General features: G+C 74.5%; 10 protein-coding genes. 5 read left to right on the top strand and 5 right to left on the bottom strand.

All coding sequences use genetic code 11. The features are described 5' to 3' along the window. Positions 1-207 precede the first annotated feature (207 nt). A complete protein-coding gene (locus tag WA762_RS28685; protein WP_335939422.1) occupies positions 208-2,061 on the bottom strand; it encodes a DEAD/DEAH box helicase in 1,854 nt (617 codons plus the stop codon). Positions 2,062-2,545: 484 nt separating this feature from the next. Here WA762_RS28685 and WA762_RS28680 point away from each other — a divergent pair, with 484 nt between their 5' ends. Beyond that, the gene (locus tag WA762_RS28680) at positions 2,546-3,280 is read left to right on the top strand and encodes a ferritin-like fold-containing protein (RefSeq protein ID WP_335939421.1); all 735 of its coding nucleotides are present in this window, start codon (positions 2,546-2,548) and stop codon (positions 3,278-3,280) included. Between the two features lie 331 nt (positions 3,281-3,611). Here WA762_RS28680 and WA762_RS28675 read toward each other — a convergent pair whose 3' ends face one another. From WA762_RS28675 to WA762_RS28660, 4 genes are all read right to left on the bottom strand, one after another. Next, positions 3,612-3,887 (bottom strand): hypothetical protein, encoded by a 276-nt coding sequence (locus tag WA762_RS28675; protein WP_335939420.1) that lies wholly within the window; start codon positions 3,885-3,887, stop codon positions 3,612-3,614. Positions 3,888-4,117: 230 nt separating this feature from the next. Next, positions 4,118-4,345 carry a DUF3107 domain-containing protein gene (locus WA762_RS28670; RefSeq protein ID WP_335939419.1) on the bottom strand — a complete coding sequence of 76 codons (228 nt, stop codon included), beginning with the start codon at positions 4,343-4,345 and terminating at the stop codon, positions 4,118-4,120. 352 nt (positions 4,346-4,697) lie between these two features. After that, positions 4,698-5,339 carry a TetR/AcrR family transcriptional regulator gene (locus WA762_RS28665; protein ID WP_335939418.1) on the bottom strand — a complete coding sequence of 214 codons (642 nt, stop codon included), beginning with the start codon at positions 5,337-5,339 and terminating at the stop codon, positions 4,698-4,700. A gap of 168 nt (positions 5,340-5,507) precedes the next feature. Then, positions 5,508-5,723 carry a hypothetical protein gene (locus tag WA762_RS28660; RefSeq protein ID WP_335939417.1) on the bottom strand — a complete coding sequence of 72 codons (216 nt, stop codon included), beginning with the start codon at positions 5,721-5,723 and terminating at the stop codon, positions 5,508-5,510. A 492-nt stretch (positions 5,724-6,215) separates the two neighbouring features. Here WA762_RS28660 and WA762_RS28655 point away from each other — a divergent pair, with 492 nt between their 5' ends. From WA762_RS28655 to WA762_RS28640, 4 genes are all read left to right on the top strand, one after another. Beyond that, complete coding sequence (locus WA762_RS28655) at positions 6,216-7,178, top strand: alpha/beta fold hydrolase (protein ID WP_335939416.1); 963 nt, start codon at positions 6,216-6,218, stop codon at positions 7,176-7,178. An 8-nt stretch (positions 7,179-7,186) separates the two neighbouring features. Next, entirely contained in the window at positions 7,187-8,671 is a 1,485-nt protein-coding gene (locus WA762_RS28650) for a DUF3152 domain-containing protein (RefSeq protein ID WP_335939415.1), read from the top strand. A gap of 358 nt (positions 8,672-9,029) precedes the next feature. Next, positions 9,030-11,012: a glycosyltransferase gene (locus tag WA762_RS28645; protein WP_443080707.1), complete on the top strand. Its 1,983-nt coding sequence runs from the start codon at positions 9,030-9,032 to the stop codon at positions 11,010-11,012. Positions 11,013-11,409: 397 nt separating this feature from the next. Continuing rightward, positions 11,410-12,813: a hypothetical protein gene (locus WA762_RS28640; RefSeq protein ID WP_335939413.1), complete on the top strand. Its 1,404-nt coding sequence runs from the start codon at positions 11,410-11,412 to the stop codon at positions 12,811-12,813.

Here is a 12,813-nt window from a genome sequence, read left to right as displayed (position 1 = left end):
GGGGCCCGGGGCCGCGGGGCCGGGGGGGGGGGGGGCCCGGGGCCCCCGCCGCCGACCGGACGGCCACGACAGCGTCGGAACGGTTCCCGACCGCGACCGGATGGGCGTCGACCGCGACCGGGTGGACCCGCTCACGGCGACGGGCCCGTCCGGCCCCGGGGCTTGCCCCGGACCCGGACGGGCCCGTCGCCGTGTCGCGGTCCTGACTCAGCCCTCGGCGCCGGCGCCGGTGGCGGCACGAGCCGTCCGCCGCCTGCGCGGCTTGGCCTCGCCCTCGACGGCCGGGCTCTCGGTCGCGGCCTCCGTCTTCGGCTTCGCGGTCGCACGGGTGCGGCGGCGCGGCCTGGTCTCCGGGACGGGCTCGGAGATCGGCGCGATCTGGAAGTCGACCTCGTCCTCGACCGGCTTCACGACACGGGCGCGGCGGCGCGGCTTGGTCACCGTCTTCACGGGAGCCGGCTCCGCGACCGGGGCGATCTGGAAGTCGACCTCCTCCGCCTCCGGCCGCACGGCGGCCGCGCGGGTACGGCGGCGGCGCGGCTTGGCCGGGGCCTCCGACTCCGCCTCGGCCGGGGCCTCGGCGTCCGGGGCGCGCACCGTGTCCACCGAGGCGGCGACCTCGGCCGCCGCCTCGGAGGCGCCGGCCCGGGTCCGGCGACGGCGTCGCGGCGTACGCGGCTGCGCCGGGGCGTCGGCCGCCTCAGCCTCGCCCGCCGGGGCCGGCACCGCGGCCGTCGCCTCCTGCTCGGGCGCGCCGGCCTCGACCGGGGCGCCGCCCCGGGTACGACGGCGCTGGCGCGGCGTGCGCGGCGCACGCTCCGCTGGCGCGGCGGGAGCGGCGGAGGACCGGCGGCCACGGCCGCGGCCGCCCGTCTCGCCGAGGTCCTCGATCTCCTCCGCGTCCAGCCCCGCACGGGTGCGCTCGGCGCGCGGCAGGACACCCTTGGTGCCGGCCGGGATGTCGAGCTCCTCGTAGAGGTGCGGCGAGGTGGAGTACGTCTCGGCCGGGTCGTTGAACTTCAGGTCGAGCGCCTTGTTGATCAGCTGCCAGCGCGGGATGTCGTCCCAGTCGACCAGCGTGATCGCGATGCCCTTGGCGCCGGCCCGGCCGGTCCGGCCGATGCGGTGCAGGTACGTCTTCTCGTCCTCCGGCGACTGGTAGTTGATGACGTGGGTCACACCCTCGACATCGATGCCGCGCGCCGCCACGTCGGTGCAGACCAGCACGTCCACCTTGCCGTTGCGGAACGCGCGCAGCGCCTGCTCGCGCGCTCCCTGGCCGAGGTCGCCGTGGACCGCGCCGGAGGCGAAACCGCGCCGCTCCAGCTGCTCCGCGATGTCGGCGGCCGTGCGCTTGGTACGGCAGAAGATCATCGCGAGCCCGCGGCCGTTGGCCTGCAGGATGCGGGCGACCATCTCCGGCTTGTCCAGCGAGTGGGCCCGGTAGACGTGCTGCGAGATGTTCGCGACGGTCGCGCCCTCGTCGTCGGGCGAGGTGGCCCGGATGTGCGTGGGCTGCGACATGTAGCGCCGCGCCAGACCGATGACCGCGCCCGGCATGGTCGCCGAGAACAGCATGGTCTGACGCTTCTGCGGAAGCATGGTGATGATCTTCTCGACGTCGGGCAGGAAGCCCAGGTCGAGCATCTCGTCGGCCTCGTCCAGCACCAGCGCGCGGACGTGCGAGAGGTCGAGCTTGCGCTGGCCGGCCAGGTCGAGCAGCCGGCCCGGGGTGCCGACGATCACGTCGACGCCCTTCTGCAGGGCCTCGACCTGCGGCTCGTACGCGCGGCCGCCGTAGATCGCGAGGACGCGCACGTTGCGCACCTTGCCGGCGGTCAGCAGATCGTTGGTGACCTGCTGGCACAGCTCACGGGTGGGGACGACGACCAGCGCCTGCGGCGTGTCGGTCAGCTCCTCCGGCGCGGCGCGCCCCGCCTCGACGTCCGCGGGGACGGTGACGCGCTCCAGCAGCGGCAGGCCGAAACCGAGCGTCTTGCCGGTGCCGGTCTTGGCCTGGCCGATGACGTCGGAGCCGGAAAGGGCGACGGGGAGAGTCATCTCCTGGATGGGGAAGGGGGAAACGATGCCGACGGACTCAAGGGCCTCGGCCGTCTCGGGGAGAATCCCGAGTTCTCGGAACGTAGTCAGGGTGCTGCCTCTTCTGTGAGACGCGGTCCGAGGCGAACGCTGGGGGTCGTACCGTGCCGGGGTTGGTCATCCGGCCGCGGAAGGGCCGGGTGGCGCGGGACCACAGCCGTCGCTCGAGCGCTCGTGCCGCTGAGGGGGCCCCTCATCTGCGAGCGCACGTGGCGTACGCTTCGCGCGGAGGGCTGTCGGGTCGGAGCCGATCGGGCCACCGACCGGGCATCCTGATTCAATTTCTCTGAAGGTTCACGCCTTGGGTACCCACAGTACGCAGTAGACGCAATACCACTGTACCCCGGATTCGCGCATGTGTGTTGGGCGAATTCGTCGGAACGGTGCGAAGGCACTGGCTGACCAGGCCCTTCCACCCCCTGACGGGCGGGCTATTCTGCGGTCCATGGAGACGCCTGACAACGCTGACGAAACCCCCGTGCTCACCGGAATCGCCGCCCAGGACTGGGCCACCGCGTCCGCCGAGCCGCAGTACCGAGCAGCGGTCGTGGACCTGCTGGGAGCGTTGGCGTACGGGGAGCTGGCGGCTTTCGAGCGGCTCGCCGAGGACGCCAAACTCGCGCCGACGCTCGCCGACAAGGCGGAGCTGGCGAAGATGGCCTCCGCGGAATTCCACCACTTCGAGCGGCTGACCGAGCGGCTCACCGCGATCGAGGTGGACCCCACGGGCGCGATGGAGCCGTTCGCCAAGGCACTCGACGAGTTCCACCGCCAGACCGCGCCCTCCGACTGGCTGGAGGGCCTGGTCAAGGCGTACGTGGGCGACTCCATCGCCAGCGACTTCTACCGCGAGGTCGCCGCCCGCCTCGACTCGGACACCCGCTCCCTCGTGCTGGCCGTCCTCGACGACACGGGGCACGGCCACTTCGCGGTGGAGAAGGTGCGCGCGGCGATCGAGGCCGACCCGCGGGTCGGCGGCCGGCTCGCGCTGTGGGCGCGCCGGCTGATGGGGGAGGCCCTCTCGCAGGCCCAGCGTGTGGTGGCCGACCGCGACGCGCTGTCGACGATGCTCGTGGGCGGGGTGGCGGACGGCTTCGACCTCGCGGAGGTCGGGCGGATGTTCTCGCGGATCACCGAGGCGCACACCAAGCGGATGGCCGCGCTGGGGCTGGCCGCGTAGCCGTTCCGCCCTTCGGCCGGACACGGAGGCCGCTCCGGGGACGCCGAGGGCGTCCCGACGCCGAGGGCGTCCCGTCATCCCTGGTGGATCCGCACGCCCGCCAGGGATTGCGGGACAGCCCTCGGGAGGCCTTCGTTCGGTCATCCGTTCCAGTGGTTTTCGGCCGACTTCCGGCGGCCTCGGCGGCCGCGGAGTCCTGGCGGCCGCGGGGTCTCGGCGGTCTCCGCGCGATTCCGGGAGGCCGGGCCTGCGGGAGCCTGTGCGTGCGGGAGCCCGCGGCCGTCCGCCGGAGCCGTCCGGGGCTCGTCCGCTCGACGGGCCCGGAAGCAGCTCAGACCGCCGGTGACGAACGGCTCAGTCCGTTACGGCTCCGGGGGCGGACCAGCAACGACAGCGTCACGGCCCCGATGGTGGCCGCGCCGATCAACGCGGCCACCAGATGTCCCGGACCCAGCACCGAATGCATCAGGAACACGCCGAACAGCGCCCCCAGCGCCCCGGTGGCGAGGACGGCGCGGCGGGACGGGAGCCGGTCCGGCAGGGCCCGGAGCGCCGCCCAGGCGAGGGCGAGTCCGAGCACGACGGCACCAAGAGGTTCCAGGATCACAGATGATCACCTCGCGAGTAGCGGGGCTGGTGGATCGGTCATCTGCGGTACTACCCGAGCAGGACGCGTCACAACCCTCTCCGGCCTGGTCAGACGGGGTCGATCGGAGCGATCGCGAACCCGTGCGGCCGGGCGCGGCGAGCAGGGCGGGAGCGCGACGCGAAGCGGCCCGGCGGGGGATCGAGTCCCCCGCCGGGCCGCCGTCACGATCACCGCGTCGGGCGTGTCGCCTACAGCGTGCCGAAGCCCACACGGCGCGCGCTGGGCTCGCCGATCTCCACGTACGCGATCCGGTCGGCCGGCACCAGGACCTTCCGGCCCTTCTCGTCCGTGAGGCTGAGCAGCCGCGCCTTGCCGGCGAGAGCTTCGGAGACCGCGCTCTCGACCTCTTCGGCGGAAAGCCCGCTCTCCAGAACGATCTCCCGGGGCGAGTGCTGCACCCCGATCTTGACCTCCACGGCTATGTCCCTCCGACGGTCAGTTTCTGCGCGGTGAGCCGCGCCGTACGGAGCACAGATTAGCCCGGTGAGGCGAGCCTCCAGGGGTCGGTGGGCCACGCCCGCAGCGAACACGGCCGACGGGAGACGACCGGACGCGCCGCGCGCACGGTTCCCGCACCGACGGATGACGCACGGTTCCCGCGCCGACCGTTCCGGTTCCGACCGGATGCGGCCCGGTCGCGGTTCGGCGCGGACCGGTCCCGCTCGACTCCGTTTCCGTCCGGCCGCCGACGTCGATTCCGTGCCCGCGGGGCCGTCGGCGCCGCCCGTGCCGGCGGCCGGTGCCGTGCGGTCGGGGTCGTCGGAGCCGTCAGTGCTGGTCGGTGCCGTGCAGCGGGAAGCCCGCGATGCCGCGCCAGGCCAGCGAGGTCAGCAACTGCACCGCCGTGTCGCGCGGAATGGACGACTGGCTGGAGAGCCAGTAGCGGGCGACCACCTGGGAGACCCCGCCCAGCCCGACCGCGAGCAGCATGGACTCGTCCTTGGACAGTCCCGTGTCACCCGCGATGACGTCGGAGATCGCCTCCGCGCACTGGAGCGAGACCCGCTCCACGCGCTCGCGCACCGCCGGCTCGTTGGTCAGGTCCGACTCGAAGACCAGCCGGAAGGCCCCGCCCTCGTCCTCGACGTACGCGAAGTACGCGTCCATCGTCGCGGCGACGCGCTGCTTGTTGTCGGTCGTCGACGCCAGCGCCGTGCGGACCGCCTGGAGCAACGACTCGCAGTGCTGGTCGAGCAGCGCCAGATAGAGCTCCAGCTTGCCCGGGAAGTGCTGGTAGAGCACCGGCTTGCTGACCCCGGCGCGCTCGGCGATGTCGTCCATCGCGGCGGAGTGGTACCCCTGCGCCACGAACACTTCCTGCGCGGCGCCCAGCAGCTGGTTGCGTCGGGCGCGGCGAGGCAGCCTGGTACCCCGTGGACGCGCCGCCTCGGTCTGCTCGATGGCTGTCACGCCGCCTCCCAAAATCGTGATCGGACACGGCCTTTCCGTGCACGTTGCGCCGTACAGCCATCGTACTTTCGGGTAACCCGGGCACGCGCGGCGCGGACGCAGAATTTCACGTACCGGACGGCTGCGGTAGCCGGGGATTCCCTGACCGGCCGGGCAAAGTGGGGTGTACTAGCGGTAATCGTCCTCATCCTGTGCCACCACGCGGGTCTGCTCCACCACATCCGCCTCGTTGGCGCGGTCCCGGTCGATGGTGGTGAGCGGTTCGTCCTGCTGCGGTTGGAGATCGGTCCGCTGTTCCGCCGCGTCCGCGCGGGGCGTTTCCTGATCGGGTTCGTCCGGTTGGACGTTCTCGAAGGTCTCCGGGTCGCTGGGGTCGACCGACATGGCCACTCCCTTCCTCGCGTGCCGTCCGGACGGTGTCCGGACGGCGTCCATGGGCTCCGGTTCCGGGTCCCGGGCCCTCCCTGCTGCTCCCTATGCTCCCGATGGTTCGTGCCGGTCCCGGTGGTCCGCGGTTCCCGGTTCCCGGCGGTCCGTGATGCGGTGATCCGTGCTTTCCGGTGTGTCCGGCGGTTCCCGCGCGGGCGGTGCCGGCGGGGTGTATCGCCGTGCGGCGGGGGTACCTCTCGCCGTATCGCGAGGGCACCCCGTATGTCCTGAATACACCCAGTATGGACGCATCCAGTATGCGGGCGTCTTCCTGTCCCGCGAGTGCCGCGGGGCGGCCGGGGAGGTGCCGTGGGGTGTCGGGCGACGGGTGTCCGCCCGGCGGTGTCCGGGCGGCGGATTCGCCAGGCCGTTCCGGGGGAGGCGCCGCCCGTGTTCTGTGACCGCGAACACATGAACCAGGGTGTGATCGTCTCGTAACATTGCCGCATGTCTTCGACCGAGCTCCCGGGAGCAAGCGCCGCCGCGGCGGCGGCCCCCACGGTGAGCGCCGTCGGGGCCGCGGAGGGGGAGGAGACACGCTCCGTCGCGCTGCCCGGGCTGACGCTCACCGTCCGATCCCGGCCGCCGGAGCGGGCCGGGCTGGCGCCCGCGCTCTTCGTTCACGGGCTCGGCGGCTCCTCGCGGAACTGGTCGGCGCTGATGCCGCTGGTCCAGGACATGGTGGCGGGCGAGGCGCTCGACCTGCCCGGTTTCGGTGACTCGCCGCCGCCGGACGACGGGAACTACTCGGTCACCGGGCACGCCCGCGCCGTGATCCGCTTCCTCGACGCGACCGATCGCGGACCGGTGCACCTGTTCGGCAACTCGCTCGGCGGCGCGGTGGCCACCCGGGTCGCCGCGGTCCGCCCCGATCTGGTGCGCACGCTCACCCTCGTCTCGCCCGCGCTCCCCGAGCTCCGGGTGCAGCGGACGGCCCTGCCCACCGGACTGCTCGCCGTGCCGGGCGTCGCGACGCTGTTCGCGCGGATGACCAGGGACTGGACCCCGGAGGACCGCACCCGGGGCACCATGGCGCTCTGCTACGGCGACCCCGCGCGCGTCTCGGAGGCCGGCTTCCGCGACGCGGTGGCCGAAATGGAACACCGGCTGGGGCAGCCCTACTTCTGGGACGCGATGGCGCGCTCGGCACGTGGCATTGTCGATGCGTACACGCTGGGCGGGCAGCACGGACTGTGGCGCCAGGCCGAGCGGGTGCTCGCCCCGACCCTGCTCGTGTACGGCGGACGGGACCGGCTCGTCTCGTACCGGATGGCACGCAGGGCGTCCGCGGCCTTCCGCGACGCGCGGCTGCTGACGCTGCCCGACGCCGGACACGTGGCGATGATGGAGTACCCGGAGGCGGTGGCCCAGGCGTTCCGGGCGCTGCTCTACGAACTCGGCGGGAGCTGATCCGCGGCGTGGGACGACACAGCCGAAAAGGACCCGAACGCGCGGGACCCGACACCGAGGCGGCCCGCCTCGCGGAGACGGTCGAGGAGCGGGACGGCGTCCGCCCCGCGCCCGGCAGCGGGCGGCGCCGCAGGCCGGACGGCGCGACGGCCGGCGCGCAGGGCCACGCCTCGTTCCAGCAGACCGGACACGTCCGGGGCGGCCACCCCGAACAGCGGGAACCCGGCGGCGGTTGGGGGGCCGGGCCGGTGTCCGCCGGCCCCGGTGACGGCAGGGCCCCGGCCCAACGGCACTCGGCGTCACGGTCCCGGACGGAGCGTCAGGCGCCGTCGGAGGAACCGGCGTCGTCGACCGGCGCGGTCCGCTCGGCGGGCCGGAGCGCCCGGTCCGGGGAGGGCCGGCCGGTGATACCGGGGCCGCGGCGCGAGTACGTCGAGGCGTTCGACCGGCCGGCCGGCCAGGCCGCCCCGGTGGCCCGGACGGCTCGGGCGACCTCGACCGCTTCGGCTGCCCCGCCCGCCCAGGCTCCCGCGCACGCGCCGTCCGCCTCGCCCGCCCCGCCTCCGCCGCGCGCGCCGCGCGGACCCGGCTCCCCGGCGACCGCGGCGCCCGATCCGGACGGGCCCGGCGGGGGACGGGGCGACGGCGAACGGGCGACCGGGGACCCCGGGAGTTCCGGCGGCGGCAAGGCCACCATCGGCCGCGCCTTCACCGGCATCGCCGCCGCCGCGGTGACCACCGTGCTCGCCATCGTGGTGGCTGGACAGGTCGCCCGCGACGAGGGCGGTGCGAACAGCGCCGCGCGCTCGACCGGCGTGGACCGGGACGACACCCGCGACGCCTCCCGCTCGGACGACCGCCCCACCCCGGAGGCGGCCCGGGCCAAGCCTCTCTCGTACGAGCAGAAGATGGCCAAGGCGTACCCGCTCGCCGCGGAACTGCACGGCTCCGGAAAGTTCGAGACCGTGCCGGGGGCGGCGAAGGCGCCGGGCCGGGGGCACAAGTACCGCTACCGGATCGACGTCGAACAGGGCCTCGGGCTCGACGTCGAACTCTTCGCGCGCGCCGTGCAGGAGACGCTCAACGACGACCGCAGCTGGGCGCACGGCGGCGCGATGACGTTCGAGCGGATCTCCTCCGGCGATCCGGACTTCGTGGTCACCCTGGCCAGCCCCGGGACCACCGGCGATTGGTGCCGCAAATCGGGCCTGGACACGACCGAGGACAACGTCTCGTGCGACTCCGCGGCCACCGAACGGGTCATGATCAACGCCTATCGCTGGGCGCAGGGCTCGTCGACCTTCGGTCCGGACAAGCTCTTCGCCTACCGCCAGATGCTGATCAACCATGAGGTGGGCCACCGGCTGGGGCACAACCACGTCAGCTGCGGCACGCCGGGCGCGCTCGCGCCGGTGATGCAGCAGCAGACCAAGTCCCTGAACGTCGACGGGATCAAGTGCCGGCCCAACGCCTGGGTGCATCCGAAGGGCTGACGGCGTCGGTCGCGCCTCGTGCCCGGATTCGTCCGGTACAAGCGCGCCCCGGCGCGGACACACCCCCGCATGAAACGCGGGCGGCGAACTCCCGCGAAGCCGAACACGCGGGCGCACCCCGGCGCGGACACATGAGCCTGGAACACGCCGGGCACACCCCGGCGACGCCGCCTGACTTGTTGTGACCGGACGACCCCATAGCGCAACAGAACGCTGTCGGGCCAGGAAAGTTACGACGGTTCACCCCTTTCGGTGGTGCGACGGACAACCGTCCGTCGCACCACGGGTGCCTCCCCTTACGGTCGTCCCGCTGTGAGTCGCCGCCCTTCGGCGGCTGTCCACGACGGAGATCGGGGGTGTGCTCGTGCGGATCGGATTTCTCGCCGACGGTGGCTGTCCGGATGCGTCCGGCGAGGCCGGACAGTGGTGCGACCGCCTGGTGCGCGGTCTCGCTCAGCACGAGTTCGATCTCTTCGTGCTCGGCCGGTCGCCCCACCAGGGGGAACAGGCCCGGGGACCGCTTCCGGCACACGTCGGCCGGGTGCGGACGGCACCGCTGTGGACGGCCGATGAGGACGCCCTGGGCGGCCGCGCCCCCGGCACACCGCTCGCCCGGAGGACGACGGGCCGGCGCGGACGCACGTACGGTCGGCGCGAACGCCGGCGCTTCACGACGCACTTCACGGCGCTCGCCACCTCGATCTGCGCGGCGCGAACGCCGGGTGACGTGGCATCGGGCGCGCCGGGTGGGCCGGGGCGTGCGCCGGATGGCACCGTATCGGGCGCGCCGGGTGGCGCCGGGCGTGCGCCGGATCGTCCGGCGGTGGACACCAGGGGCGTGAGCGCGGGCGCGAACGGACGCGGGCGCGCCGGTGGCAGCGGAGGGCGTGACGGCCGCGACGAGCACGCCGGGGCGCGCACCCCCGTCGGCGCCCTGGACGCGCTGTTCGCGGAGGGGCTGTACGGACTCGCGGAACTGGCCCGCGAACGCGGCGGCCTGCCCACGGCGCTCCGCTCCGAGACCGCCCTGCGCGTACTGGAGGCCGCCTGCCGGGCTCCGGGCAGCGGCAACGCCGTCCGGGCCGCCACCGTCACCGACCTCCTCGACCTCGCCCGGGAGATCGAGAAGGCGCTGCGCCCGCTCTCGCTCGACTGGTACGACGAGCGGGGCCTGGGCGCGGTCGACCTCTGCCACGCCGCGTCCGGCGGCACCACGGCGCTCCCGGGGTTGCTGGCCAAACGCTTCTTCGAAGTGCCGCTGCTGGTCACCGAGCACCGGGTACGTCTGCGGGCGCACTACCTCGCGCTGTCCGGAGCGCCCCTGAACGCGCCGGTGCGCGCCGCGCTCGCGGGTTTTCACCGGAGGCTCGCCGCCGAGGTGTACCGGCAGGCCGCGCTCGTCACCCCGGGCGACACCCACGCCCGTCGCTGGCAGGAACGGTGCGGTGCCGTGCCCGAGCGGCTGCGCACCGTCCACCCCGGTCTGGAGTCCGCCCGGTTCGCGACGCTGGGGGAGAGCGACGACGGCGGACCCGACGACACGATCGTCTGGGTCGGCCGCGTCGAGCCCGCCCAGGAGCTGATCGCGCTGCTGCACGCCTTCGCGGAGGTGCGAAAGGCCATGCCGGCCGCCCGGCTGCGGATCGTCGGCACACCGGCACGGGGACCGGAGAACGTGGGCCGCCTGGAGCGGTGCCGGGTCCTCGCCGCCCAGCTGTTCCCCGACGAGGCCGAGGACGCGTACACCGTGGGCGACAACCCGGTCTCCTTCGACGAGATCGGCGGGGCCGAGATGCCGGACGTCGTGGACGCGTACGCGGCGGGCGGGGTCGTCGTCCTGTCCGGCGCCGGCGAGCACGCCCGGAACACCCTCGTGGAGGCGATGTTCTGCGGGCGGGCCACGGTGTCGACGGACATCGGCGCCGTGGTGGAGGTCATCGGCGGTACGGGGCTGGTCGTGCCCCCGCGCAATCCGAAGGCGCTCGCGGACGCCTGTCTCGCGCTTCTGCGCGACCCCGAGCGCCGTGCACGGCTCGGCGCGGCGGCGCGCGCCCGGGCGCTCGAACTCTTCACCGTCGAACAGAATCTCGCGACGTTCCGTGCCATCTACCTGGAGCTGATCTCGTGCGCTCCGGCGCGTGGGGCGCGTGGGGAGGGCGGGGCAGCGACCGCCGACGGCGGGCCGCGCCCCTTCGCCACCCCGCCCGAGGCGCATGTCCCGGGCCCCTGGACCGCCCCGGCGGCCGCTCCCGCTGGAGCGGCCGACCGCACCCCCAGCTGGGCCCTCGGGCCCCGGACCGTCTGCGCGGGCGCGCGGGGAGCGGGTGACGGCGATGCGTGAACCAGGGGTGCTGCCGGGACCGGGACGAGACGAACGGGAACCGGAAACGGGCCGGCGGGGCCGCGAAGGCGGGCCGGCACGGCGGGGAGCGAGGGGCGACGAGCACGGAGGAGAGACGATGGGCCGCCCGAACGAGGTGTCCGACGCACCCGTCACACCCACCACCGGAGGCAGCTGGGGCCCCCGCTCGCGAGCACGGGGACCGGAGAACCGGAACCGGTTCGGCCGCGGAAGCGGGGGAGAGGACGCAGGGGGAGGCTCGGCGGGCGGGGGCGCCGGTTTCGGTGTCGACGGCTCCGAGGAGGAAGCAGGCTCACGGAGGAGCGGAGGCGCGGGAAAGAGCGGAGGCACAGGGAAGGGCGGAGGCGCGGGACACAGCGGAGGCGCACGGGCCACCATGCCCGACTACGCGGATCGCGCCGTGCCGGATCGCGCCGTGCCGGATCGCGCCGCGCTGGATCGCGCCGCGCCGGATCGCGCCGCGCCGGATCGCGCCGCGCTGCGAGCGGCCGACGCCACCACGCGCCACACCACCGCGTCTGACATCACCGCGTCTGACATCACCGTGCCTGACATCACCGTGCCTGACGCCGCCGCGCCCGACGCCATCGCGCCCGGCGGCGCCCTCACCGGCACCGCCGCTCCCCGTGCCCCGGAGATCGCGCGCCCGGGCTCGCCCACGGCGCGCAAGCGCCGCGCCGTGCGCCGGGGCACGGCCGACCCCGTGAGATCGCTGATGCACCACCATCGCGCGCTGTGCGAACGGGCCGTGGATCCGCTGGAGATCGCCGCCGGGCTCGAAGCCCGGGGCCTGACCGACCGGGGCACCGCTCGCTACCGGCACCGGGACGTCTTCTCGCTCGCCGAGGAGCTCTTCGCCCGGGTGCCCGCCGCGGCGCAGGAGCCCGCGTCCGCGTACCACCGTGCGCCGGAGCGCGACGTCGCGACGCGCGCCTCCTGGACGCTGCGCGCACTGGTGCCGGGCGCCGTCTGCCTCGCCGCCCTCGTGGCGCTGAGACTCACCGAGGGGGTGCTCGGCGGCCAGGGGCGGCTCGTGATCGCCCTCACCGGTGCGCTCCTCGCGATCGCCGGACTCGTCCTCGCCCTGCGCGACGGTCCGCTGCACGCGCCGGGCGGGTCCGCGGTCGCCGCCGGCGCGTACGGATGCTGGCTGCTCGCCCACGCGCTCTACGGCGACGCCCTGCTCGGCCGGGTCCTCGGCGGCGGGCCCGAAGGCCCTTGGGCGCTCACCCCCGCGCCCCTGGCGGGACTGGCCCTCTCCGTCGCCCCGGCCGCCTGGTGCGCGCACCTCTTCTCCGTTCACGCCCGGCGCAGACTCGTCGGGAGCCGAACGCTGGAGGAGTTCACCGCGGGCGTGCGCCCCCTGCTGCTCGGGGTCGTCGTGCTCCACCTCTGCGTCCTCGCCGCGCTGCTGTACCTCGCACACCTGGGATTCGGCGGGGGAGCGTTCGCCGGGGCCGCCTCGCTCGGGGTACTGCTCCTGCTCGCGCGGCTGCTGGCCGTGCACGGGTACGCCGGACCGGCCACGGCCGCCCTGGGCGCCGCCTGCGCTGTCGAGGCGCTGGCGCCCGCCCTGGTCCTGGCTGGACGGCTGCCCGGTCTGCACGGGCTCTCCCGCCCCGTCGACGCCCTGGTCGCGGCGGCGGGCACGGGCGCCGTCCCCGCCCTGGCCTGCGGAGCCGCCGCGCTCGGGCTGCTGGTCACCGGCGTCGCCGTGCTCCCCCGGGCCTCCGCCCACGCCATGGACCGACCGGTCGACGCGGCCCGCGCCGCCGCGTGA

Source organism: Streptomyces tyrfis, from assembly GCF_037034285.1.
Lineage (GTDB): Bacteria > Actinomycetota > Actinomycetes > Streptomycetales > Streptomycetaceae > Streptomyces.
Note: the sequence above shows the minus strand (reverse complement) of the source record. Positions and strands in the feature narration are given on the sequence as shown.

Excerpts from the sequence above, each read along its gene's own strand:
- WA762_RS28685 (WP_335939422.1), bottom strand. The coding sequence starts at position 2,061 with ATGACTCTCCCCGTCGCCCTTTCCGGCTCCGACGTCATCGGCCAGGCC.
- WA762_RS28680 (WP_335939421.1), top strand. The coding sequence starts at position 2,546 with ATGGAGACGCCTGACAACGCTGACGAAACCCCCGTGCTCACCGGAATC.
- WA762_RS28660 (WP_335939417.1), bottom strand. The coding sequence starts at position 5,723 with ATGTCGGTCGACCCCAGCGACCCGGAGACCTTCGAGAACGTCCAACCG.
- WA762_RS28655 (WP_335939416.1), top strand. The coding sequence starts at position 6,216 with ATGTCTTCGACCGAGCTCCCGGGAGCAAGCGCCGCCGCGGCGGCGGCC.
- WA762_RS28640 (WP_335939413.1), top strand. The coding sequence starts at position 11,410 with ATGCCCGACTACGCGGATCGCGCCGTGCCGGATCGCGCCGTGCCGGAT.